This is a genomic window from Polymorphospora sp. A560 (assembly GCF_045781765.1).
Classification (GTDB): domain Bacteria; phylum Actinomycetota; class Actinomycetes; order Mycobacteriales; family Micromonosporaceae; genus Polymorphospora; species Polymorphospora lycopeni.
On the sequence record NZ_CP122282.1, the window covers coordinates 2,750,468 to 2,770,964 of the forward strand.

At 71.5% G+C, this 20,497-nt stretch carries 16 protein-coding genes; 12 read left to right on the plus strand and 4 right to left on the minus strand.

The window, feature by feature from the left end; all coding sequences use genetic code 11:
• Positions 1–40 precede the first annotated feature (40 nt).
• The gene (locus tag QCD66_RS12520) at positions 41–946 is read left to right on the plus strand and encodes an AraC family transcriptional regulator N-terminal domain-containing protein (protein WP_375733470.1); all 906 of its coding nucleotides are present in this window, start codon (positions 41–43) and stop codon (positions 944–946) included.
• A gap of 19 nt (positions 947–965) precedes the next feature.
• On the opposite strand, the gene QCD66_RS12525 is transcribed toward QCD66_RS12520, so the two are convergent.
• Positions 966–1,916 (minus strand): phosphotransferase, encoded by a 951-nt coding sequence (locus tag QCD66_RS12525; protein WP_375733469.1) that lies wholly within the window; start codon positions 1,914–1,916, stop codon positions 966–968.
• A 28-nt stretch (positions 1,917–1,944) separates the two neighbouring features.
• On the opposite strand from QCD66_RS12525, the gene QCD66_RS12530 reads away from it, so the two are divergent.
• Together QCD66_RS12530 and QCD66_RS12535 are read left to right on the plus strand one after the other, a co-directional pair.
• Positions 1,945–2,103, plus strand: a complete 159-nt coding sequence (locus tag QCD66_RS12530) for a hypothetical protein (protein ID WP_375733468.1) — start codon at positions 1,945–1,947, stop codon at positions 2,101–2,103.
• A gap of 116 nt (positions 2,104–2,219) precedes the next feature.
• Complete coding sequence (locus tag QCD66_RS12535) at positions 2,220–3,791, plus strand: Na+/H+ antiporter (protein ID WP_375733467.1); 1,572 nt, start codon at positions 2,220–2,222, stop codon at positions 3,789–3,791.
• Between the two features lie 97 nt (positions 3,792–3,888).
• On the opposite strand, the gene QCD66_RS12540 is transcribed toward QCD66_RS12535, so the two are convergent.
• Positions 3,889–6,066, minus strand: a complete 2,178-nt coding sequence (locus QCD66_RS12540; RefSeq protein ID WP_375733466.1) for an MMPL family transporter — start codon at positions 6,064–6,066, stop codon at positions 3,889–3,891.
• Positions 6,067–6,313: 247 nt separating this feature from the next.
• On the opposite strand from QCD66_RS12540, the gene QCD66_RS12545 reads away from it, so the two are divergent.
• From QCD66_RS12545 to QCD66_RS12555, 3 genes are all read left to right on the plus strand, one after another.
• Positions 6,314–6,958 (plus strand): TetR/AcrR family transcriptional regulator, encoded by a 645-nt coding sequence (locus tag QCD66_RS12545; RefSeq protein ID WP_375733465.1) that lies wholly within the window; start codon positions 6,314–6,316, stop codon positions 6,956–6,958.
• A 99-nt stretch (positions 6,959–7,057) separates the two neighbouring features.
• Positions 7,058–7,519 (plus strand): hypothetical protein, encoded by a 462-nt coding sequence (locus QCD66_RS12550; protein ID WP_375733464.1) that lies wholly within the window; start codon positions 7,058–7,060, stop codon positions 7,517–7,519.
• Between the two features lie 201 nt (positions 7,520–7,720).
• Positions 7,721–7,885 carry a hypothetical protein gene (locus QCD66_RS12555; RefSeq protein WP_375733463.1) on the plus strand — a complete coding sequence of 55 codons (165 nt, stop codon included), beginning with the start codon at positions 7,721–7,723 and terminating at the stop codon, positions 7,883–7,885.
• Positions 7,886–7,926: 41 nt separating this feature from the next.
• On the opposite strand, the gene QCD66_RS12560 is transcribed toward QCD66_RS12555, so the two are convergent.
• Positions 7,927–8,322, minus strand: coding sequence for a winged helix-turn-helix transcriptional regulator (locus QCD66_RS12560; protein ID WP_375733462.1), 396 nt, complete (start codon positions 8,320–8,322; stop codon positions 7,927–7,929).
• Positions 8,323–8,510: 188 nt separating this feature from the next.
• Between QCD66_RS12560 and QCD66_RS12565 the strand changes: the two genes are divergently transcribed.
• Entirely contained in the window at positions 8,511–9,305 is a 795-nt protein-coding gene (locus QCD66_RS12565; protein WP_375733461.1) for an SDR family NAD(P)-dependent oxidoreductase, read from the plus strand.
• A 49-nt stretch (positions 9,306–9,354) separates the two neighbouring features.
• On the opposite strand, the gene QCD66_RS12570 is transcribed toward QCD66_RS12565, so the two are convergent.
• Positions 9,355–9,942, minus strand: coding sequence for a TetR/AcrR family transcriptional regulator (locus QCD66_RS12570; protein WP_407567134.1), 588 nt, complete (start codon positions 9,940–9,942; stop codon positions 9,355–9,357).
• Positions 9,943–10,027: 85 nt separating this feature from the next.
• On the opposite strand from QCD66_RS12570, the gene QCD66_RS12575 reads away from it, so the two are divergent.
• From QCD66_RS12575 to QCD66_RS12595, 5 genes are all read left to right on the plus strand, one after another.
• On the plus strand, positions 10,028–10,483 hold the full coding sequence (locus tag QCD66_RS12575) for an acyl-CoA thioesterase (RefSeq protein ID WP_375733460.1): 456 nt from the start codon (positions 10,028–10,030) through the stop codon (positions 10,481–10,483).
• Between the two features lie 196 nt (positions 10,484–10,679).
• The gene (locus tag QCD66_RS12580; protein ID WP_375733459.1) at positions 10,680–13,223 is read left to right on the plus strand and encodes a tetratricopeptide repeat protein; all 2,544 of its coding nucleotides are present in this window, start codon (positions 10,680–10,682) and stop codon (positions 13,221–13,223) included.
• Positions 13,224–13,481: 258 nt separating this feature from the next.
• The gene (locus tag QCD66_RS12585; RefSeq protein WP_375733458.1) at positions 13,482–13,835 is read left to right on the plus strand and encodes a hypothetical protein; all 354 of its coding nucleotides are present in this window, start codon (positions 13,482–13,484) and stop codon (positions 13,833–13,835) included.
• Positions 13,836–14,567: 732 nt separating this feature from the next.
• A complete protein-coding gene (locus QCD66_RS12590) occupies positions 14,568–15,425 on the plus strand; it encodes a DUF4132 domain-containing protein (RefSeq protein WP_375733457.1) in 858 nt (285 codons plus the stop codon).
• Positions 15,422–20,479, plus strand: a complete 5,058-nt coding sequence (locus tag QCD66_RS12595; protein ID WP_375733456.1) for a hypothetical protein — start codon at positions 15,422–15,424, stop codon at positions 20,477–20,479. Before QCD66_RS12590 ends, QCD66_RS12595 begins: the two co-directional genes overlap by 4 nt.
• Positions 20,480–20,497: the final 18 nt, after the last annotated feature.

Genomic DNA, 20,497 nt, shown 5'->3' on the forward strand with positions numbered 1-20,497 from the left:
CTCGTTGTGGCGAGGATCAGGCAGTGCTTGAATTGGGCGGGTGAGACTTGGGGAGCTTCGCGGTCTACTCAGCCGCCACGCCCGGCCCGACGCGGGCACCGCCATCGAGGACCTTCTGATTTCCAAGGTCGAGAAGTCGGCTCCACCCTCACCGTCGATGTCGGGCACGGTGCTGGCGCTCATCGCACAGGGCACGAAACGGATCGCGCTGGGCGATCGCGTGTACGACTACGGTGCCGGCCAGTACCTCGTCGCGTCCGTGGACCTGCCGGTCACCGGCCACTTCGTCGATGCCAGCCCCGAACGGCCGGCGCTGGGCGTCGGCCTGATCCTGCGACCCGCCGCCGTCGCCGAGCTGCTGTTGGCGGCGGCCCCCGGAGATCTCCCACCCGTCGACGGCGGCGCGCCGTCCGGCATCGCCGTCAGCGACGCGCCCGACGAACTGCTCGACGCGGTGATCCGGCTGCTACGCCTGATCGACAAGCCGCGCGACAGGACGGTGCTGGCGCCGCTGATCAAACGGGAAATCCTCTGGCGGCTCGTCACCGGGGATCAGGGCGTCATCGTCCGCCAGCTCGGCCTCGCCGACAGCAGTCTCACCCACATCGCACGGGCGGTCCGATGGATCCGCGAGCACTACAGACAGTCCTTCCGCGTCCAGGACCTGGCACAGCTGTCCGGAATGAGCCTGTCCGCCTTCTACCGCAACTTCCAGGCGGTCACCGCGATGAGCCCGATCCAGTTCCAGAAACAGATCCGGCTCCAGGAAGCCCGACTGCTACTCGCCACGGATTCCAACGACGTGACCGGCGTCAGCCGCCACGTCGGCTACGACAGCCCGTCACAGTTCAGCCGCGAATACCGACGCCAGTTCGGCGTACCTCCCAGCCAGGACGCCCGCCAGCGCGAATCGACGCACCACACCGCCCCGGCCGCCCTGCCGTAACGCGGGGCCGCCCCGCCCGTCAGCCCACCAGGCCTCCGGCGAACGGCATCGACCGCCACTGCGCGGAAAGCTCCCCGGCAGCATCCGCCAGCAGGGGCAGTTGCGGCGCGAGCGCGAGGCTGGCGACGCCTCGCAGCATTCCCACGGCGTTGACGAAGCGCAGCACGTCCTCGTTCAACTGCCGCATGCCCTTGCGCCGTGCTTCACGGTTGTAGGCGGCTTCGCACTCGGGGCCGAGGCCGGCCAGGTCCCACTCGACCGGCCCCAGCGTCACCATCTCGAAGTCGGCGTACAAGTCTCCGTCCACCTCGTGGAAGATGTTCACCGCCGGGCAGTCGCCATGGATGGGCTGCAGGTCGATCCCCGGGAACGTCTTCTCGAACGCCGTGCGCGAGCGCACCACAGGTTCCAGGACCTGCCATTCGCGGCGCGCGCGGTCCAGGTCGGCCGGGTCGATGAGGTCGGGGCGTCCGTCGAGCAGAGCGATGCTGTCTTCGATGAACCGCGGTTCGGCCGCGGACAGGAACGACAACTCACCCGGGTAGGCGCGCATGGCGGCGTGCAGATCGGTGACCAGGCCGGCATTCGCCACGTAGTCGGGTTCCGTGGCCGGGGCCTTCTCGACGAACTGCCAGAACGTCATCGAGAATCCGTCGACCTGAACAGGTTCGCGCGGAACGAGGGAACTGGGAGGAATGACGGGGACTCCCTGGTCTGCGAGCCACCGGACCACGTCCAGTTCCGCCCGCTGTCGGCTCGCCTGGCTGTCGAGATCCGCGTGGTGCGGCAACACGGTGAGAACCCGGGCCACGACCGGCGAGGGTGCGAGGTGGACAACGACGGAGAACACGTCGTAGAGCACCCGGGCATCGGTCACGGTGAGCCCGAGACCGCGCCCCGCGCGGACAGCCGCGTCGACGGCACGTGACGTTCGGTCGGCGATCTGCTCCGCTGTCATGAAGGTACCCATGACGCGATTGTCCTATCGCGGAGCCGTCATGCCGGATCCGGGGGCGTGGCGTGGGACGGCCGCCGACGAGATCCATGCCCCGCTCGGCTACCCGCCCCACGCGCACATCCCCTACGCGGCGGCCCGCCACGCGGCCACGGTCATGTGCAAGACGTACGACCTGCCTGGGCTCGAGTGCGCCAGGTGACGGGGGTGTCAAGCGGACCGGGGCGGCGTTCCGCCCCTCAGCACCCCGGTCCGCCGATTCCGGGGCGGGCGGCCGGCGTAGGTACCACCATGTGAGCGAGGACGGACGGGGGCGATGTGCCGGAACTGCTGCTGATCATCACGCTGGGCGTCACCGTGCTGGTTGGCACCACCATCGGTGGCCGCTACCGGGTCGCGCCACCGGTCCTGCTCATCAGCCTGGGCGCGCTGCTCGCGCTCCTGCCACCGCTGTCCCATGTGATCCTCGCCCCCGAGGTGGTGCTGCTGCTGTTCCTGCCGGCGATCCTCTACCGGGAGAGTCTGACCACCAGCCTGCGGGAGGTACGGGCGAACATCGTGGTCATCGCTCTGCTGGCGATCGGGCTGGTCGGCGTCACGATGGTGGCGGTGTCGCTGGTGGTACAGCGGTTCGGCGTCGACCCGGCGGTGGCCTGGGTGATCGGTGCGGTGCTCGCCCCGACCGACGCGGCGGCGGTGGCCGGCCTGGCCAAGCGGATGCCCCGACGCCTGCTCGCCACCCTGCACACCGAAAGCCTGATCAACGACGGCACCGCCCTGGTGCTGTTCGCCATCGCGCTCGGACTGCTCGGCGGGCACGCGGCTCCGAACGCCATCGAACTCGTCGAGAAGGTCGGCCTGTCCTTCCTCGGCGGCATCGCGGCCGGCCTGCTGGTCGGCACGGTGGTGATCCTGATCCGCAAGCGCCTGGACGACCCGCTGCGGGAGGGGGCGCTGAGCGTGCTGACCCCGTTCGCCGCCTTCTTCCTCGCCGAATCCATCCACGAGAGCGGCGTGCTCGCCGTGGTGGCCGCCGGGCTGCTGGTCGCCTTCGCCAGCCCTCGGGTGATCCGGGCCCGGTCGCGGGTGCTGGCGCTGTCGTTCTGGGACCTGACCACCTTCCTTATCAACGGCGGACTCTTCGTGCTGCTGGGGATGCAGATCCCGAGGGCGGTACGGGACGTCACCAGCACCTCGCTGATGCGCGCGATCGCCATCGCGGTCGTCGTGGCCGGGGTGCTGGTCGCGGTCCGGATGCTCTGGCTGCACCTGACCGCCGCCGTCGCCCGGGTGGTGGACAGACGGGAGTCCAGTCGCGGGCGGCGGGTGAACTGGCGGGTGCGTACCGTCGCCGGCTGGGCCGGGTTCCGGGGGGCCGTCTCCCTGGCGGCGGCGCTCGCCGTCCCGCTGACCGTCAACGGGGAGCCGGTCCGGGAGCGCGATCTGATCATTTTCTGTGTCGCGACGGTGATCCTGCTGACGATGCTCGTGCAGGGGACCACGCTGCCGTTGCTGATGAACTGGGCAGGGCTCTCCGGCGACCCGGAACGTGCCGACGAGGCGCGGCAGGCGCAGGTCCTGGCCACCAAGGCCACGCTCACGGCGTTGCCGGACATCGCCGACCGGGTCGGCGCCGATCCGGAGAGCGTGCAGCGGCTGCGGGGCGACTACGAGGGACACCTCGGCGCACTGCAGGCCGGGCAGGACGACGAGTCGGGCGGCGCCCAAGAGGTCGAGCGCCGACTGCGGCTGGCGGCGCTGGACCACAAGCGGCGCGAGATCACCCGGATGCGCGACGCCCGGGAGATCGACGAGGCCGTGCTGCGCGAACTGCAGGCTCGACTGGACGTCGAGGAGATCCGCCTAATCGGGCCGATGACCCTCGATTGACGTGGGCGCGACGTCGAGTTCGCGCCCTGGCCGAGGCGGCGATCGACTCGGCCAGGGCGATGATGCGCCTGCGTCGAGGCACGCACCGGTGGGTTGGTCAGCGTGGTGCGAGGTGCTTCGCGAGTTCCTCGCCCTCGACGTCCAAGGTCGGCACGAGCCTGCCCATCCAGCGGGGCATCCACCAGATTCGCCGGCCGAGGATGAGCATGGTGGCGGGAACGATGAGCATGCGGACCAGGAACGCATCGACGAGGACGCCGATGGCGAGGGCGAAGCCGATGGTCTTGAGGATGATGTCGTCGGTGAGGGTGAAGCCCGCGAACACGCCGACCATGATGAGGGCGGCGGCCGCCACGACGCGGGCGCTGTGGGTGAACCCGTCGATGACCGCCTGACGCGCTGGTGCGCCGTGGACGTAGGCCTCTCGCATGCGCGTGACGAGGAAGACCTCGTAGTCCATCGCCAGGCCGAACAGGATGCCGGTGAGCAGGATCGGCAGCAGGAACAGCACCGGGCCGGTGGTGTCGAGACCGACGAGTTCGTTGAGCCAGCCCCATTGGAAGACCGCGACTGTCGCCCCCAGGGAGACGCCGACGGAGAACAGGAAGCCGAGCGCTGCCTTGACAGGCACCCAGATCGAGCGGAACACCGCGATGAGCAGGATGAAGGCCAGACCCACGACGACGGCGAGGTAGAGCGGGAACACCTCGGTCAGCTCGTTGGAGATGTCGACGCCGACCGCGGTGACGCCGGTGACCAGTGCCCGGGCCCCGCTCTGGTCCGGCAGGTCCGACAGCGTGTCTCGGATGTCCGCGACGAGGTCCTTGGTGGATTCGTCCGACGGTCCGGAGTGCGGGATCACCGTGAGCGTCGCGAACTGTGCCGTGTCGAGCTGCCGCAGGTAGGCCTGCCGCGCCTGGGGGCTGTCGCTGGTAACGGCAGGGACCAGGGCGGCGATGTTGGAGTCGTCTCGGGTCGCCAGCGTCTGCAGCCGCTCGGTGGCGGCCGCGACGGCGGCGGCCGGGTCCGGGGCTTCCTTGGTGTCGATGACGACGAGCAGCGGGCCGTTGGCTCCGGCGCCGAAGTGCTCGTCGATGAGGTCGTAGGCAAGGCGTACGTCGCTGCCCGCGGGCTTGGTGCTGTCGTCGGGCAGCGCGAGCTGCAGGGAGGCTACGGGGACGGCGGCCACGGCGGCGGCCACGATCCCGGCCAGGAGCGCGGGCCAGCGGAACCGGGCCAGGCCCTCGATCCAGCGGCGACCGAGGGTGCGTGGCTCGCCGGGGTTCGGTTCGGCGTCGGTGTGCTCTTGCCCGGCGCGAGGACTTCGCTTCGTGACGCGGGTGCCGGCGAAACCGAGCAGTGCGGGCAGCAGGGTGAGCGCGATGAGTACGGCGAGAGTGACGCTGAACGCTCCGGCCAGCCCCATCTCGGTGAGGAATCCGATGCCGCACACGGCGAGGCCGACGAGTGCGATGACGACCGTGAGGCCGGCGAACACCACCGCGGAGCCCGCGGTGCCCACGGCGCGGCCGGCTGCCTCCTCCAGCGGGCGGCCCCGGCGTGCCTCGGCCTGATAGCGGGACAGGATGAACAGCGCGTAGTCGATGCCGACCGCCAGCCCGAGCATCGTGCCGAGCGCGGGGGTCGTGGTGCCGAGTTCGACGAACCCCGTCAGGGTGGCGATGGCGGTGATACCGATGCCGACGCCGACCAGCGCGGTCAGCAGCGGCATCCCGGCCGCGACGAGCGACCCGAGGGTGAGGGCCAGCACCACGAAGGCGATGGCGACGCCGATGAGTTCGGCGAGCGCCCCGCCGATCTCCACGCCGATCACGTCTCCACCGATGGTGGCCGTCAGCCCTGCCTCCTCGGCGACATCACGGGCGGCTTCGAGGGCCTCCCGGTCCGCCTGGGACAGATCGACCGCGCTCCGGGCGTAGCTGACCGAGGCGTAGCCGGTACGCCCGTCCTCGGTGATCGTCCCCGCGGCGAACGGGTCGAGGATCGACACGACGCCGCTCGTCCTCAGCGCCGCGAGCGCGTCGGACACAGCCTGTTGGTTGGCCGGGTCTGCCAGTGACTCGCCGTCCGGCGCCTGGAACACCACCCTCGCCGTAGCGCCTTCCGGCGCGGCCGTGGGATCGCGGTCCCTGATCAGGTCGAAGGCCTGCGTCGACTCGATACCGGACAGCTCGAAGCTGTCGTTCGTCTTGCCCGACAGGGTCGCCGCCCCGAGAGCGACGACGAGAAGCAGCAGGACCCAGATTCCCGTCACGGTCCGCCGGTGTCGGAACGACCAGCGTCCGAGCCTGAACAACTGCCATGCCATGCCGTTTCCTCCTGCGTGTCGGTGACCGGGTGCCGGTGCGGGTGCTCACTCGCGGCTGTCCGGGGGTGGTGACGCGATCCGGCGTCCAGCAGACGGTAGCATGAAAATATCCGACCGGATATTTTGGTGGCGGTGGTCATAGGATCGAGTGAGCCGCGCTCCACCGCGCGTCGACCGCTTTGGAGGTAGTGCCATGACCGACCGGGAACCCCGACCCGCCCGGCGGGAGGGCTCGTCGAAGCGGGGGCCGTACTCGAAGGGACTTGCGCGGCGGCAGCAGATCATCGACGAGGTGCTGGCGGTCTACGACCGGCTGGGGTTCGAGGGCACCTCGCTGCGCGCCATCGGTGAGGCGATCGGCGTGACGCATCCGGTGCTCAAGCACCACTTCGGCACCCGCGAACAGCTCTTCATCGAGGTGCTGCGGGAGCACGACCGCCGATTCCTGGACGCCCCGTCCGAGGACGACGACACCTTCGTCGACCTGATCCAACGATCAGCCGAACACAGCATGCGGGTGCCGGGGCTGATGGCCCTGCTGAACAGCATGGTGGCCCATGCGCTGGAGGCCGGCAACGACCACTCGCGGGCGCACTTCTCCGAGCGGTACGCCAACCTCAGGGCGACGATCGTGACCCTTCTCGAGGAAGGCCGGGCGGCGGGAAGCGTCCGGTCCGACATCCCTCTGGACGAAGCGGCCTCGCTCGTCCTCGCGGCGGCCGACGGCCTCAGCACCCAGTGGCTGCTCGACGGGAGCGCCGACCTCCAGAGCGGCCTGTTGCTGCTGCAACGCCTCCTCGAACCGCCGAGCCGACAGGTGGGTCGGACCGGTGCCTAGCCACGAACAGCATCCGCCGCTGCCAGGTGCGCGTCGAGGTCAGCGACACCAAGGCTTCGCCGGCGGCGGTGTCGGACGGCGGCAGTACGCTGCCTCACCATGTCGATGTGGCTGATGCCGGCCAAGGTGAGTCCGGAGCTGTTGGCCACTCTGCGCGCCCAGCCCGCGCTGGCGGAAGGGATGTTCCACGACCCCGACGAGTCGCTGGCCGGGTTCGACGAGGACCGCGACCTGTTCGGCACCGACTACCGGATCCTGAGCGAGGTCGCCGGGGTGGTGTGGGAGGAGGATCCCGGCTCCGCGGAGCAGCGGTCCTGGCTGTTCTACGCGGTCCACGGCAGCGACGACGTTCTCGACGTCGAGATCGGGTACAGGCAGCCGTCGGTCCTCGGCACGGCGGAGGTCGCCCGGATCGCCGCCGAACTGACCGGGGCCGGTCCCGACGCCGACGGTGCTGTCGGAGAGCCCGCCGAGGCGGTCGCGGACGACGAGCGGAACATCGGCGGCTTCCTCTTCGCGGCGGCCCGCGAGGGCAAGGCGCTTGTCCTGGCCATCACCTGATCCGACGAGGCTTCAGGGCGCCCGTGCCGATGGAGGGCTGCTCCCGGTTGCGTGGTCGAACTGGTGGGCTGCCGTACCCCGTGGCCAGATTCCGGTAGGGCGGACGTCGGCGGTGTTCGGACCGCCGACGTCCGCCCCACGGGGACGTCACTTCTGGCAGAACGTCGTGATGCCCATCGTGCTGCGGACCCCGCCCATGACGTGCTGGCGGAAGTGGGTGTCGCCGGCGAGTTCGGCGTCGGTCCAGGCCGCGACGTCCGGCTCGCTCCCGGCGAGTCCTTCCGCTACACCTTCGCCCGCCCCGGCGAGTACTTCTTCAACGACCCGGGCAGCCCGCGCTCCACGGGCAAGGTTGAGGTCTACTGACGACCGCTCGGCCGGCGCAGGGCCTTCGGACTCGGCGGGTGTCAGTTCGACGGCTCATCCGTACGACGCTCGAACGGTCCGTGCCCGGGACGATCTGGAGGTGACGGCGGGAATCCCGCCCGGGGCCGGCCTGCCCGCCTCGGATACCCGGTACCGGTTCTGGACGCCGCGATCTCGGCGTGGTGGTCGACCGCCCAGCTGGCCAGCGCCGAGAGTGGCTCCAGCAGGCTGGCGCCCAGTGCCGTCAGCCGGTACTCGACGCTCGGCGGCGACGTCGGAAACACTTCCCGTTCGACCAGGCCGTCGCTCTCCAGCACGCGCAGCGTCCGGGTGAGCATCCGCTGACTGATCCCCTCCACCGCCCGGTGCAACTCGTTGAACCGGTACGGCTGCTGGCCGAGCAGGGTGATCAGCAACAGCGTCCACTTGTCACTCACCCGCCGCAACACGTCTGTGACCGGGCAACACTCGTATTCGTCGATCGGAACGGGAATCGGCAACCGGTGGCTGTCCAGCGTGGTACGAACACCGGTGTTCCTTGTGGCCATGAAAGTGCCTTCTTTCGCCTCCGTCGATCATCTGCCCAGGATGAGCAAGGTCAGTGGAGAACGGTAACGGAGGCGACATGGGAGTCGTGGTGGTCAGTGGTGGCACCAACGGAATGGGGCGCGCATTCGCCCTCGGCCGGGCCGAACGCGGTGACCGGGTCGTGGTGCTCGGCCGCAACCGCGAACGCGGCGAGGCGCTGGCGGGCGGATCTGTCACCTTCCTTCCCGTCGACCTCTCCAGCGTGACCGAGACGCGACAGGTCGTCGAGCACATCCTCACCGAGTACCACGTCGTGGACGCGCTGACGCTGTTCGCCAACGCGGTGGCGCCGCGTCGAATCGAGACCGCCGAGGGGCTGGAGCGTACGTTCGCGCTCTACTACCTCAGTCGCTATCTGCTCAGCTTCGGCCTGCGTGCGGCGATGGACCGGGCTACCGCGCCGGTAATCGTGAACATCGCAGGCGTCGGCGTCACCAAAGGCGGGGTCCGCTGGGCCGACCCGCAACTGACGTCGGGCTACTCGGTCGTCGCCGCGCAACTGCAGGCCGGTCGAGCCAACGACCTGCTCGGCGTGGGCTTCGCCCAACGGTCCGGCAGCCGCGCCCGATACGTGCTCTACCATCCCGGCTTCACCAAGAGCGGCGACCGCAGCCCGCTCCCGCTGGTCGTCCGCGGCCTGCTGGCGGCGGTGTCGGTGGCGGCCCGCCCGGTCGCGGACGCGGTGGCCCCCATTCACCAGTTCCTGGACGCGCCGCCAGCCGCGCCGCTGACCGCCGTCGACCGGAACAAGCGACTTCCGCTCAGCTTCCCCACGCTCGATCCGCAGAACGCCGGACGCTTGATGGACCTCACGGAAGAGCTGCTGGGCTGAGCTGCCGTCTCGGCCCAGAGATCTCGGGCGGGTGAGGGGCGCGAGTCGTTCAGGAGTGTCGGTCGATGACCTCGAGCGCGAGGTGTCGCCCGCGCTCAAGCGCGGTCTCGTCGTCGAACAGTTGGAAGCGCGTGTTGGCGGCGCTGAGGAACGCGTCGATGCGAAACGCGTCGCCGGGCGGATCGAGGGAGCCCGCGACCGCAAGCTCGGACTCGATGAGATCCAGCCATTCCCGCTTGAGTTTGCGGATCGCGTCGGCGACGGGTCCCTCCCGGTGGCCGTACTCGCTGGATGTCGCCGTGATGAAGCACCCTCCCGGGAAGACTCTGCGACGTAGGCACGAGAACCACGAGTCCACGAGGGCGCGTAGTCGGTCCCGTCCCGGCTGTGCTCCCCACCCGGGTGCGATCACGGTGTCGATGTAGATCTGGCGGGCTTCGGCGACGGCGGCGAGCAGGATGGCCTCGCGGCTGCCGAACACCGTGAGGATCCCGCTCTTGCTCAACCCGGTCGACGCGGCGAGTCCGCCCACCGTCACCGATTCCAGCCCACCGACCGTCGCCGTCATCGCGGCGCTTCGGGCAGCGGTGCGCCGGGTGGCATCGCCGCGCCGTCGCCGACCGTCCACCGAAGTCATCCCCGTAGCTTATGCGACCGACTGGACGTAAAGCTTGGCGACCCCCTACTATGCGACCGATCGGTTGTATTGTTGAGGAGGGCAGATGACCATCGACATCGCCGAGGGTGTCGTCACACGTCAGCGCGTATATCTTGACGATCTCGACGGCTTCGGCGTCCTGCATCATGCCGGCTACGCCGTGCTGTTCGACCGGGCTGTGATCGACTACTGGCTTGAAGCCGGCTGGGCTCCGAACCCGCGTGAATCGGTCCAGGTGGTACGAGAGCTGACAATCACGTACCACGCGCCGATTGTCGGGATGTGCGATGTCGACGTGCACTTCTGGGTGGAGCGGGCGGGGCGCACCAGTGTCACCTATCGCTTCGAGGTGCTGTCGACCACGCGCTCGGTCCGCCACGCCGAGGGGAGCCGGGTGCTGGTGAACCTCGACCCGGTCTCGCTGCGCCCGGTCCCGTTGACCGACAGGATGTGGGAAATCGCCGGCCCGCTGCTGGGTCGGGGAGTCTATCGTCCAGACATCGGAGAACCCGTCTCGTGACCGGATCTCGCGGCCATGATCGATCGGCCGGGTTCGCGAGGCGGGCGGGTGCGTTCCGAAGTGATTGTTAGGCGACAGTGCGGGTGCGACCGGCCGGGCACGCATTGATAAAGTGCCATGCGTGACGGTGTCGCTACGGCCCGGAACGGTGCGGACCGGGGCGGAGTTCCTTGCCCGGTTGCGTGCCATGCGATCCATGTCTGGACTCTCATACCGGGCGCTCGAGCGGCGGGCCAGGATGGCCGGCGACCAGTTGCCGGCCAGCACCCTCGCGAGCGCGCTCAACAGGGTCTCGCTCCCGTCCGACGATGTGGTCGCGGCCCTCGTGCGCGCCTGCGGCGGCGACCCGGGCCTGGTACGGGAGTGGGTCGAGGCACGCCGTGCGCTGGCCCTGCCCGACGAGGTCGCCCCGGTGGCCGACCGATCCGGCCGGCCACCGGCCCCGCCGATCGGCTCAGAGGCCGCGGCACCGCCAGCCTTCGACGGGGCCGGCACCGAGGAGCCCGGCCACCCGCTCGCCCCACCCACCGGCCGGCCGATGGTCCCGCGGCTGCTGCCGCCGGACCTTCCGTTGTTCGTCGGGCGGGACGACGAGGTGGTGCGGGCTCGACGGCTGCTCGACCGGGATGCCGCCGGCCCGGTGACGCTGCTGGTCACCGGCCCGGCCGGGGTCGGCAAAACCGCCCTGGCGGTACGCATCGGGCACCTGTCGGTGGCCCGGTTTCCGGATGGTCAGCTCTACGCGGATCTGCAGGGCTTCGGTGACGAGCCGGCCGAGCCGTACACCGTCCTGGGCACCTTCCTGCGGGCCCTCGGCGTACGCGGCGGTGCGGTGCCCCCGGACCTGACCAGCCGCACCCACCTCTACCGCACCCTGCTGGCCCAGCGGGAGATGCTGATCGTCCTCGACAACGCGGCATCCGCCCGGCAGATCGGCAACCTGCTGCCCAGCGGCGAAGGGTGCGCCACCATCGTCACCAGCCGGACCACGGTGGCGGACCTGGCCAGCCGCCGGCTACCCCTGGGTGTCCTGGACTCCGCCGCCGGACTCGCGTTGCTGCGCGAGATGCTGGGCCGGGACCGGACCGTCGCGGAGGCCGACGCGGCCCGGTTCATCGTCCGGACCTGTGGTGGCCTTCCCCTCGCGGTGTGGGTGGCCGGAGCACGGCTCGCGGCCCGACCGCACTGGCCGCTGGTCAGGGTCGCCCGGGCGCTCGCGGACGAGCAGCGCAGGCTCGACGAACTCGCCGTCGGTGACGTCGCCGTCCGGGCCAGCCTCGAACTGACCTATCGCGGAATGGGCAAGCCCGCCCATCGGGCCCTCCAGATGCTGAGTCTGCTGCCGGGCACGGATTTCGCCGCCTGGGCCCTCGCCGCGATGCTGGACACCAGCGTGTCGCAGGCGGAGGCGATACTCGACGACCTGGTCGAGGTGCACCTGCTGGAGATCGGACCGGTCGGCGACACCGGGATCCGCTACCGCGTGCATGACCTCGTACGGCTGCTCGGCCGGGAGCGGGCGGATCAGGAGATCACTCCACGGTGGCGGGCCGCCGCGCTCGACCGGCTGCGCGGCGCCTGCCTGTCCCTGGCCGACCGTGCCGCGACCATCCTCGCCGCCGACTTCCAGGTCATGTCGCACGAGGAACTGGTGTCGTGGCGACTCCCCACGCCGGAAGCCGACCGGCTCACCGCCGACCCGGTGGTGTGGTTCAACGACGAACGCCGGTTTCTGATCGCGGTGGTCGACCAGGGGCTGGACGACGACGTGATCGCGCCCGCCGCCGGGCTGGCGACCGCATTGACACCGTTCTTCCAGGTCGGCAGCCACTTCGACGACTGGGAACGGTTGCAGGGCCGGGCGCTCGCGGTCGCGCTGTCCGCCGGCGACCGGCACAGCGCGGGCACGCTGCACCGCTGCCTCGGCGAACTCACCACCATTCTGGACCGGTACGCCGAGGCACTCGACCACTTCGAGCAGGCCCTGCGACTCACCGACGGCGACCCGGCCTACCAGGCCAGTGCCAGCGCCGGACTGGCGTACGTGCATCGGCTGCTCGGCCGGTACGACACCGCCGTCCACCACTTCGAGCAGGCCGCCGAACTGGCCCGTACCGCGGGCAACGTGAACTGTCTGGTCTACGTCACCAACGGCATCGGCGTCATCGACCTGGAACAGGGGCGGGTCGAGGCCGCCGCGGAACGATTCGAGCAGTGTCTGCGGCTGAGTCGATCCGCCGGCTACCGGCCCGGCGAGGCCCAGGCGTTGCGATGTCTGGGGCAGAGCCATCGGGCCGTCGGCGCGTACCCGCTCGCCGCCGATTGTTTCCGGCGGGCCGCCGCGATCAGCGAGGCCCTCGGTGACCGCCTCTCCGCCACCCACGCCCGCTGCTGGCTGGGCGACGTCCTGGTACGACAGGGGGCGTACGGGGAGGGGCGCCGGCTGCTCGCCCGGAGTCTGTGGACCTACCGGGAGTTCGGCAACGTGTGGGGCGAGGCGGCGACCCTCTACGCCCTCGCCGAGGCGCAACTCGCGGCCGGCCGGCCGGCGCTGGCGGTCCGGCGTGCCGAGGCGGCGGTCGACCTGTGGCGGCGGGTCGGCTCCCGAACCTGGTTGGCGACCGGTCTCGACACCCTCGCCGAGGCTCACCACCGGGCCGGGGACATCGGGACCGCGGCCCGGATCCGGGCGGAGGCCGCGGCCACCCGGACGGGGCCGGCCGGTGCCGGCCACGGATAGGAACGTCCGACATGGTCACTCCCTTCCGGTTCCCTGGGCGAAGGGCGAGCCTCCGGCGGCAGGGGTCGAGTATCGATGTTCTCGATTCCAGCAGTTCGCTACTTCCGCCTGCTATGCCCGCGCTGTTCGGAACAGTCCCGAACAGCGGCGATCGGCCGGACCACGGGCGGGGTGGGCTCACCCGTCGGTCCTGCCGTGGCGGCGCACAATCGGTGCGTGCGGGTCTGGGATGAAATGACGTTGGAACAGCAAGCCGTGATGATCAGTGCATTCGAGGAGGCGTACCTCAACAACATCATCGACGGGTACGGTGCCCGGCTGGAGTGGGCGAGGACGGGTGACACCACCTGTCCGTCCAAGCTGGACGACGTCGCGAAGCGCGAGCTGGTCCCGCGCTTCGCGTCGGTGGTCGCGGACCTGGTCGAACGGGAGTTGATCGAGCTGACCGAGCCGACGTTCGACCGCTGGGACGGCACGGAGCCGCTGCCGGGCGAGAGGTTGCACGACGCGTTGCGTGATCCGGCGAGTTGGGTGGACGCGCCGGACGGAAGGCGCCGGATGGTCGTGGTCACGTACACCGAAACCTGGGATCGTCTGGCCCGAAGTGAGTGAGCAAGCGGCCCGACTCTCGGGTGATTGCCAGACGTGCGGCACTCCGTGCAGTGGATGGGCGGTGCAGCTCACGCGCGACAGCAAGCTCCGCTGGGGCTTGGAGTGGGACTGCAGTGCCTGTGGAACGGTGTCGTGTGACGGTGGCTGGGGGCCCGCGCCGGACGAGGTTCGGGACGAGTTGTTGGCTCAGCACGGGGGCTGCCGTCTGCGGCTCGAAAACAGTGAGTCGCGTGGTGGTGGCCGGATACTCAGAGTCTTTCGTCAGGTCTTCGGTGGGAGCCTTCAGGAGGCTCGGGCGTCCGCAGACAGGCTCAGAGGGGTCGGATTCGCGGGCACTCGCGTAGAGATCGAGTTGTTGAGCGTTCTGCTGCGCCAGTTGGATGTTCCTGGCGTGGTCGATTTGGATGGACCGCCCCGGGCGTGAACGCGGCCCTCCATCTTGTCGGAGGAGAGAGTCGGGTCGGTCGGACAGCCGTCCCGGCTTGACCGGTGTGACTCGGGTCACCGCCTCGGCCTCCCGTCGGGCCGCCCCTGACCGCGCACAGTGCACCCGACCGGGGCGGACCTGCGACTCTCACGGGTCCCGTCCACCTGGCCCCGCCGGCCCGGTCGTGCTTCTCCCGCCAACGGGTCCCTGTTGTGTCGGTCACTACTGTTAGCGTGCGCTGCGTCGTTGATCACGGCCGATTGCTTCCGAAATATAGCTATTTGCCACTGCGGAGGGTGTTCCTGATGGGCTGGTTACCGGTGGGAGACTCGTACGAGATCTCTCTGGTGGACGGAAAGGTGGCGGCCCGGGCCACCGGCCCGCGGGCCACCGGCCGTCCACTGAAGACCCTGCCGAAGGTGCTGCGGGACGACCCCGAGGTGGACCGGCTGCGCCAACTCGCCCAGTGGCTGGACCGGCACAGCGCGGAATGCCTGGCCCGGGTCGACGGTTGGGTGGTGTCCTCGCTGCCGGTGCCGACCGGGCTGCTGGCCCGGATCTGGCCGGACCCGGCCTGGCGGGACGCGCTGCGCGACCTCGTGGTGCTCGGGGACGACCCGGCCGAGCCGGGTTTCCTGCGGGACGTCACCGACACCGGCGACCTGCGCGTGGTCAACCTCGACGGGGAGACCGTCCGGCTCTCGCCGGCCAGCGCCGTACTGCCCCACCCGGTGCGCCTGCCCGACCTGGCCGACCTGCGCGAGTTCGCCGGCGAACTGGACGTGACCCAGCGGGTCGAGCAACTGCACCGGGGCACCTGGGACAGGCCCGCCAACCTGAAGGACCGGGACACCACGATCACCGACTTCCGCGGCACCACGGTCCCCAACCGGCTGGCCGCCCGGGCCGCCACCCTCGGCTTCCGGGTCTCCGGCTCACAGGTCAGGTGCCGGGTCTGGGAGGCCGGCCACACGGTCGAGGCCGCCATCTGGTTCGACGAGGACTACTGGGACTCCGAGGCGACCCTGGGCACCCTCTCCTGGTCGGTGGTGGAGGGACCGATGCTGCGGTTGACCGAGGTCGGGCCGGTGGCCTGGTCGGAAGGAATGCGGATGGCGACGGCGTTGTCCGGCGCCCTGACGGGAACGGGGGAGCAGTCGTGACCGGGATGACGACCGGGTCGGGTGAGGAGTCGACCGACAGCCTGCTGGCCGCCGGCGCGGTGCTGCCGGCCGACACCGCCGTGGCCGGCGACCGGGCGGTGCCGCTCACCGCCCGCACCTACCGGCACCCGGCCCTCGACGACCGGCCGGTGGTCCGCCTGGTCGACGCCGCCCTGGGCGAGGGCGAGGACATCGCCGTCGGGTTTCTCGGCCTGGCACCGGGTGCCGAGCCGGCCGTCGTCGGGCTGGGCCTGCGCCGCCCGTTGGCCTTCCCGGAGTGGGTGCTCGTACACCACCCGGCCGACGGCCGGCACGCGCTGGCGGTGGTGCCGGAGTTGCAGAAGCTGGCCAAGCAGGTCCGGTCGCGGCCGAAGGCCGCCCTGGACGGGCACCAGGCCGTCGCCGACCGGTTCGCCCGTACGCTGCCGCACCTCCTGCCGACGTTCTTCGAGCAGGCGGCACGGGTGTTCCTGGCCGCCGGGCAGGACACCTACGCGACGCAGCTGTTCAACAAGGCGCGCAAGGCGGAGGCGCAGCACGGCCTGCCGGTCGACCTGACCCGGCTCGACGAGGTCTACGTGGAGTTCGCGGCGGCCAGGGTGGTGTCCGCGACCGCGTTGGCCGGCCACGCGAAGGAGTTGTCCGCCCAATTGCCGCCCGACGAGGCGCTGGAGCGGTTCTGCCGGCTGGCGCTGCGGGCCGCGGCCGCCGGCGTGGTGCCGTCCACGCAGTCGGCCAGCACGGTGAACCGGCTGGTCCGGACCGCGACGAAGGCCGCCGGTACGGGCGCCGCCGCCGTCGCCGACCGTGCGGCGGCCTATCTGACCGAGCTGATCCGGCTGCCGGTGGCGGCCGAGGCGCCCCCCGGCTGGTGGAAGGCGCACCTGCCGGCGTTGACGGAGCTGGCCGGCCGCGACCCGGCGATCCGCGGCAGCCTGCTCGACCTGATGCCCGCCGACCGGGACAATCTGGTCCCCTGGCTGGCCCTGTTGACCGACACCGGGGCGCTTGACGGACTGTTCGCCCCGGACGTGCCGGACCCGGCCCGCCCACAGGACGGCTCCGTCGGCTGGCTGCGCCGTTTCGTGAGCCGGGCCAACTCCGGCCACCACCGCCACCGGGTGGCGGAACTGTACCCGCTCGTCGAGCGGATGGCCGACCGGCTGCGCGCCGAACTGGCCGGCAGCGGCGAGACCCTCGATGCTGACGGCGACCTGGACCTGCTCGACCTGCTGCTCGCCCGCGAGCTCCCGGTTGCCGCGCCGAAGGAGCGCGACATCCTGGACCTGGCGAGCTGGACCAAGGGCGGGGGAGAGCGGGATCTGCTCGCCGTGGCCGGCGACGACCGGTTCACCGGGGCCCTGCGCCGGGGCCTCGACCAGTTCGACAACCAGCCGCACGCCCTGCACCGGCTGGTCGACACGCCGGGCGTCCGGCCGATGCTGACCGACTGGCTGCGGGCCCGGGTCCGCGACCGCCTCGCCGTCGGGCTGCCGTACCTTCCGCAGTCGGTGGACTGGCTGGGCCGGCTCCCGGTCGAGGCGCTGCGCCTGGTGTCCGACGACCCCGTCCGGCCCGGTGACGGCGGGCCGGAGGGCGACCTCGGGCAGGCCCTCGACATCGACCTCGCCGAGCACGTCGCCCGCAGCCTGCGCGGCGGGATCATCGACGAGCTGGGCTGGCCGGACTGGGAGCTGGCCTGGCAGGAGGTGACCGGCGGGGACCGCCGGGTCGAGGTGACCCGGCAGGAAGCCTGGCCGTACGTGATCCTGGGCGGGCCGACCACGGTGCGCGTGATCGGCGCCGAGGGCATCGTGCTGCGCCACGACCTGCGTATTCCGGCCGGCGACATGTGGGGGCAGCCCGGCTACCACTACGTCGACGGCCACCTGTTGGTCTACTGGAGTTCCCAGTCCCTCGGCTACGACCCGCGCGGCTACTGGCACTCGTCGCCCGGCGAGCCGCAGCCCATCCAGAGCGGGCGCCGCGGCAACCGGCCGCGCGGGAACGGGGTCACCCTGCCACTGGCCGGCGGCGGGCGGACCACCGGCGACGGCGTACTGCACGTCGGTGACACCGCGGTCCCGTCCGAGGTACCGGTCATCACCGACGGCACCTCCCACTGGGTGTACCGCCGGGGCGAGGACGACGACAGCTTCGGCTGGCGCGAGTACGACCCGGCCGGCAACACCCACGGCCGGCGCAGCCTGCCCCGGTTCCTGGCCGACCTGCCGGCAGAGGGCGGCCACCTCCAGGAGTCGGCCAGCTGGCTGCGGCCGGCCCTGTCCGACCGGGCCACCCCGGCCGCCGTACCGGTGGACGGTCTGCTCGGCTGGCGGGTGGTCACGCTGCCGGACGGCTCGGTACGCGGCGAGGACCTGGCCGGTCGTACCGTCACCGTGGCCGCCGGACGGGAGCCGATCGCGGCGCTGGTGCTGCCCGGCGACGACCGGCCGCGGGCCGTCCTCAAGGGACTCGTCCTGGTCGACCCGGACGGGATGGTGTGCACCGTCGTCGGACCGTCGACCACCCGGGACGACCACCCCGACGCGCTTCCGCTGCCGGGAGAGCGGTTCCTCGGCGCCATGCTGGCCCGGGACCCGGCCGGCTCCGCCGCCCTGCGCCGGATGGACCGGGACGTCGCCGACGTGCTGCTGAAGGTGGCCCTCGACGAACACCGCGCCGTCCTGGCCGAACAGGCCGCGCGGGCCGCGACCCAGGCGGCGACCCGATCCCGGTCGACCACCGCCACCCGGGCCAGCACCGGCCTCGTCGCCGCCGTCCCGGCGGTCGTCGCACCGACCGGCACCTCCGGCTCCGGAGCATCCGCCGGCGAACCCGACAAGGACGCGCTGGTCGAGCTGGTCCGCTCGACGTTGCCGGCGGTCAGCCACGACGCGCTGATCGCCGGGGTGACCGGGGTGCTGCGGCTGGCCGCCCGGGTGCATACCGACCTGGACGCGCTGACCGAGCGGCTCACCAGGTCGTTGTCCGCCCCGAAGACGGTGAAGCCGACGGCCGGCGTGACCGGACCCACCGACGAGCAGCTCAACATGGCACTGGACGGCCTGCGTGGCTCGGCCTACGGGGCGGGCAGGGTGGTCCACGTCTTCACCCAGTTCCAGGCGATCACCGCCCAGCGGTCCGCCGCCACCGGCGGCGAACCCGCCGTACGGCTGCACCTCGACGGGCCGTCGCTGCCGAACGGCCTGAACTGGTGGCCCCTGCTCGGCGGTGTCGCGGCCGTGGCCTACCGGGCCGTCGCGGCGGTCACGCCGGACGAACACCGCGAGACGCTGGGCGCCCTGCTCACCGAGCTGGACCGGCTCGACCTGAGCACGGCGGCCGAACCGGCCATGTGGCGCCGGTTCACGCTGCACCTGCTCGACGACGACCTGAACAACCCCGACGGCTCGCGCCGGTATCCCGGACCGGGCATCCTGCCGTTGTCCGACGGGGTGTTCATCGCCATCCTCGACTCCAGCGGCACGTCCACCGGCTACTCCTTCGACGCGTTGTACCACGACCCGGCCGGCGTGTTCGCCGTGCCCGAGCCGTACACGGTGCAGTCCTCGGCGCCGGTCGGTGACGAACGGCCGGCCGGCTGGCTGGCCGGCTTCCGCACCGAGTGGGCCGCGCGTGGCCCGCTGTCCTGGCGACCGGAAGCGGCCGAGCTGTTCTCCGAGCTGACCGGCGTCACCCCCACCGCCGCGAAGCTGGTGCTGTCCGGCCTGCCGTACGCCGACTCGGAGAGCACCGTGCCGACCGGGTTGCGCAAGGCGCTCGGGGTCCGGCAGGTCGGCGAGCTCAACCTGGCCTTCGGAGTGCTCAGGGAGGCCAACTCGCAGGTCCGGCGGGCCGTGGTGTCGGCACTGGTGCCGGACGACCCGGCCCGGCTGTGGACCGAGGGTCCGGACGTGGCCGCCGCCGCGGCGGTCTGGAACGCCGCCGTGGGGCGACGGGTGATGGTGCCCGAACAGTTGCTCGCCGAGGCGGTGCGCGCGGTCCGCACCGACTGGGGACCCGCGAAGGCGCTGCCGGCCCTGCTCGACCCGGCCCGTTCGGTCGAGCTGAGCACCGATCTGGCCTTCCGGATCAAGGGCGACCGGGCGCTGCCGGTCGACGGCGCGGGAGCGGGCTTCACCGGCCGGGTGCTGCGCGGCACGGTTGCCCTGGCGGCCTGGGTCGCCCACCACACGCCGGCCGGTGAGCCGTGCCGGGCCGCGCTGCCGGCCGCACTGGGTGCGCTGCGCGACCGGCTGGCCAACCCCGACCTGCTGCTCGACCTCGACCAGTACGTCTCCCTGCCCGTGTTCCGCCAGGTGGCGGGCAGCCCGTCGGAGACCGGACCGGGCTGGGAACGGTACGGCGCCATCGTCCTGGCCACCCACGACAGCCAACCGTCGCCCGCACTGCGGCCCGACCTGCTCGACGCCGCCGGGACGGACCCGTACCTGCCGGCGCTGCGGGACGACGCGGCCAAGCCGTACCCGACGGAGGTGGCACTGCGCCTGGTCCGCGACCCGCGGTTCGCGGCGCTGCTCGGCGATCCGGGGCAGCCGGACGGCGGCGCGCCGGCGGCGGACGGGACCTGGTGGCCGCAGGACCCGACCCGGTCGGTGGCCGACCTGGTCGCCGAGGTCGCCGGGAGACACGGCCTGGACGCCGACGCGGCGGCGACGTACCTGATGCTGCTGGCCATGCCGGACCCGACCGATCGCAACACGGCGAAGTGGACCGGCTGGAAGCCGGCCCGGCTGAAGGCGGCCCGCGCCGAACTGGCCGGCACCGACCTGGTCATCGAGGCCAGCCGGCCCCGGGCCGGCCGGTCGCTGTTCCTGCCCGGCCCGTGGCTGGAGCGCGGCAGCGGGCAGGCGCCGATCGAGGCATGGAAGGTCGCCCTGTTCGATCTCGCCCCCGACGGTACGGCCGCGCTCGGCGTGACCGTGCCGTTCGAACCCGTCGCCGACCTCTACCGGCGGGCCTGGCAACGCCTCCGCGACGGCGACCGGCCCCGCTTCGAAAACCTGCCCACCCGCGGCAACCGCCGCTGACCCGACCCTGTCCCGAAC

Excerpts from the sequence above, each read along its gene's own strand:
- QCD66_RS12525 (WP_375733469.1), bottom strand. The coding sequence starts at position 1,916 with ATGGGTACCTTCATGACAGCGGAGCAGATCGCCGACCGAACGTCACGT.
- QCD66_RS12530 (WP_375733468.1), top strand. The coding sequence starts at position 1,945 with ATGCCGGATCCGGGGGCGTGGCGTGGGACGGCCGCCGACGAGATCCAT.
- QCD66_RS12545 (WP_375733465.1), top strand. The coding sequence starts at position 6,314 with ATGACCGACCGGGAACCCCGACCCGCCCGGCGGGAGGGCTCGTCGAAG.
- QCD66_RS12550 (WP_375733464.1), top strand. The coding sequence starts at position 7,058 with ATGTCGATGTGGCTGATGCCGGCCAAGGTGAGTCCGGAGCTGTTGGCC.
- QCD66_RS12565 (WP_375733461.1), top strand. The coding sequence starts at position 8,511 with ATGGGAGTCGTGGTGGTCAGTGGTGGCACCAACGGAATGGGGCGCGCA.
- QCD66_RS12570 (WP_407567134.1), bottom strand. The coding sequence starts at position 9,942 with ATGACTTCGGTGGACGGTCGGCGACGGCGCGGCGATGCCACCCGGCGC.
- QCD66_RS12575 (WP_375733460.1), top strand. The coding sequence starts at position 10,028 with ATGACCATCGACATCGCCGAGGGTGTCGTCACACGTCAGCGCGTATAT.
- QCD66_RS12580 (WP_375733459.1), top strand. The coding sequence starts at position 10,680 with ATGTCTGGACTCTCATACCGGGCGCTCGAGCGGCGGGCCAGGATGGCC.
- QCD66_RS12585 (WP_375733458.1), top strand. The coding sequence starts at position 13,482 with ATGATCAGTGCATTCGAGGAGGCGTACCTCAACAACATCATCGACGGG.
- QCD66_RS12590 (WP_375733457.1), top strand. The coding sequence starts at position 14,568 with ATGGGCTGGTTACCGGTGGGAGACTCGTACGAGATCTCTCTGGTGGAC.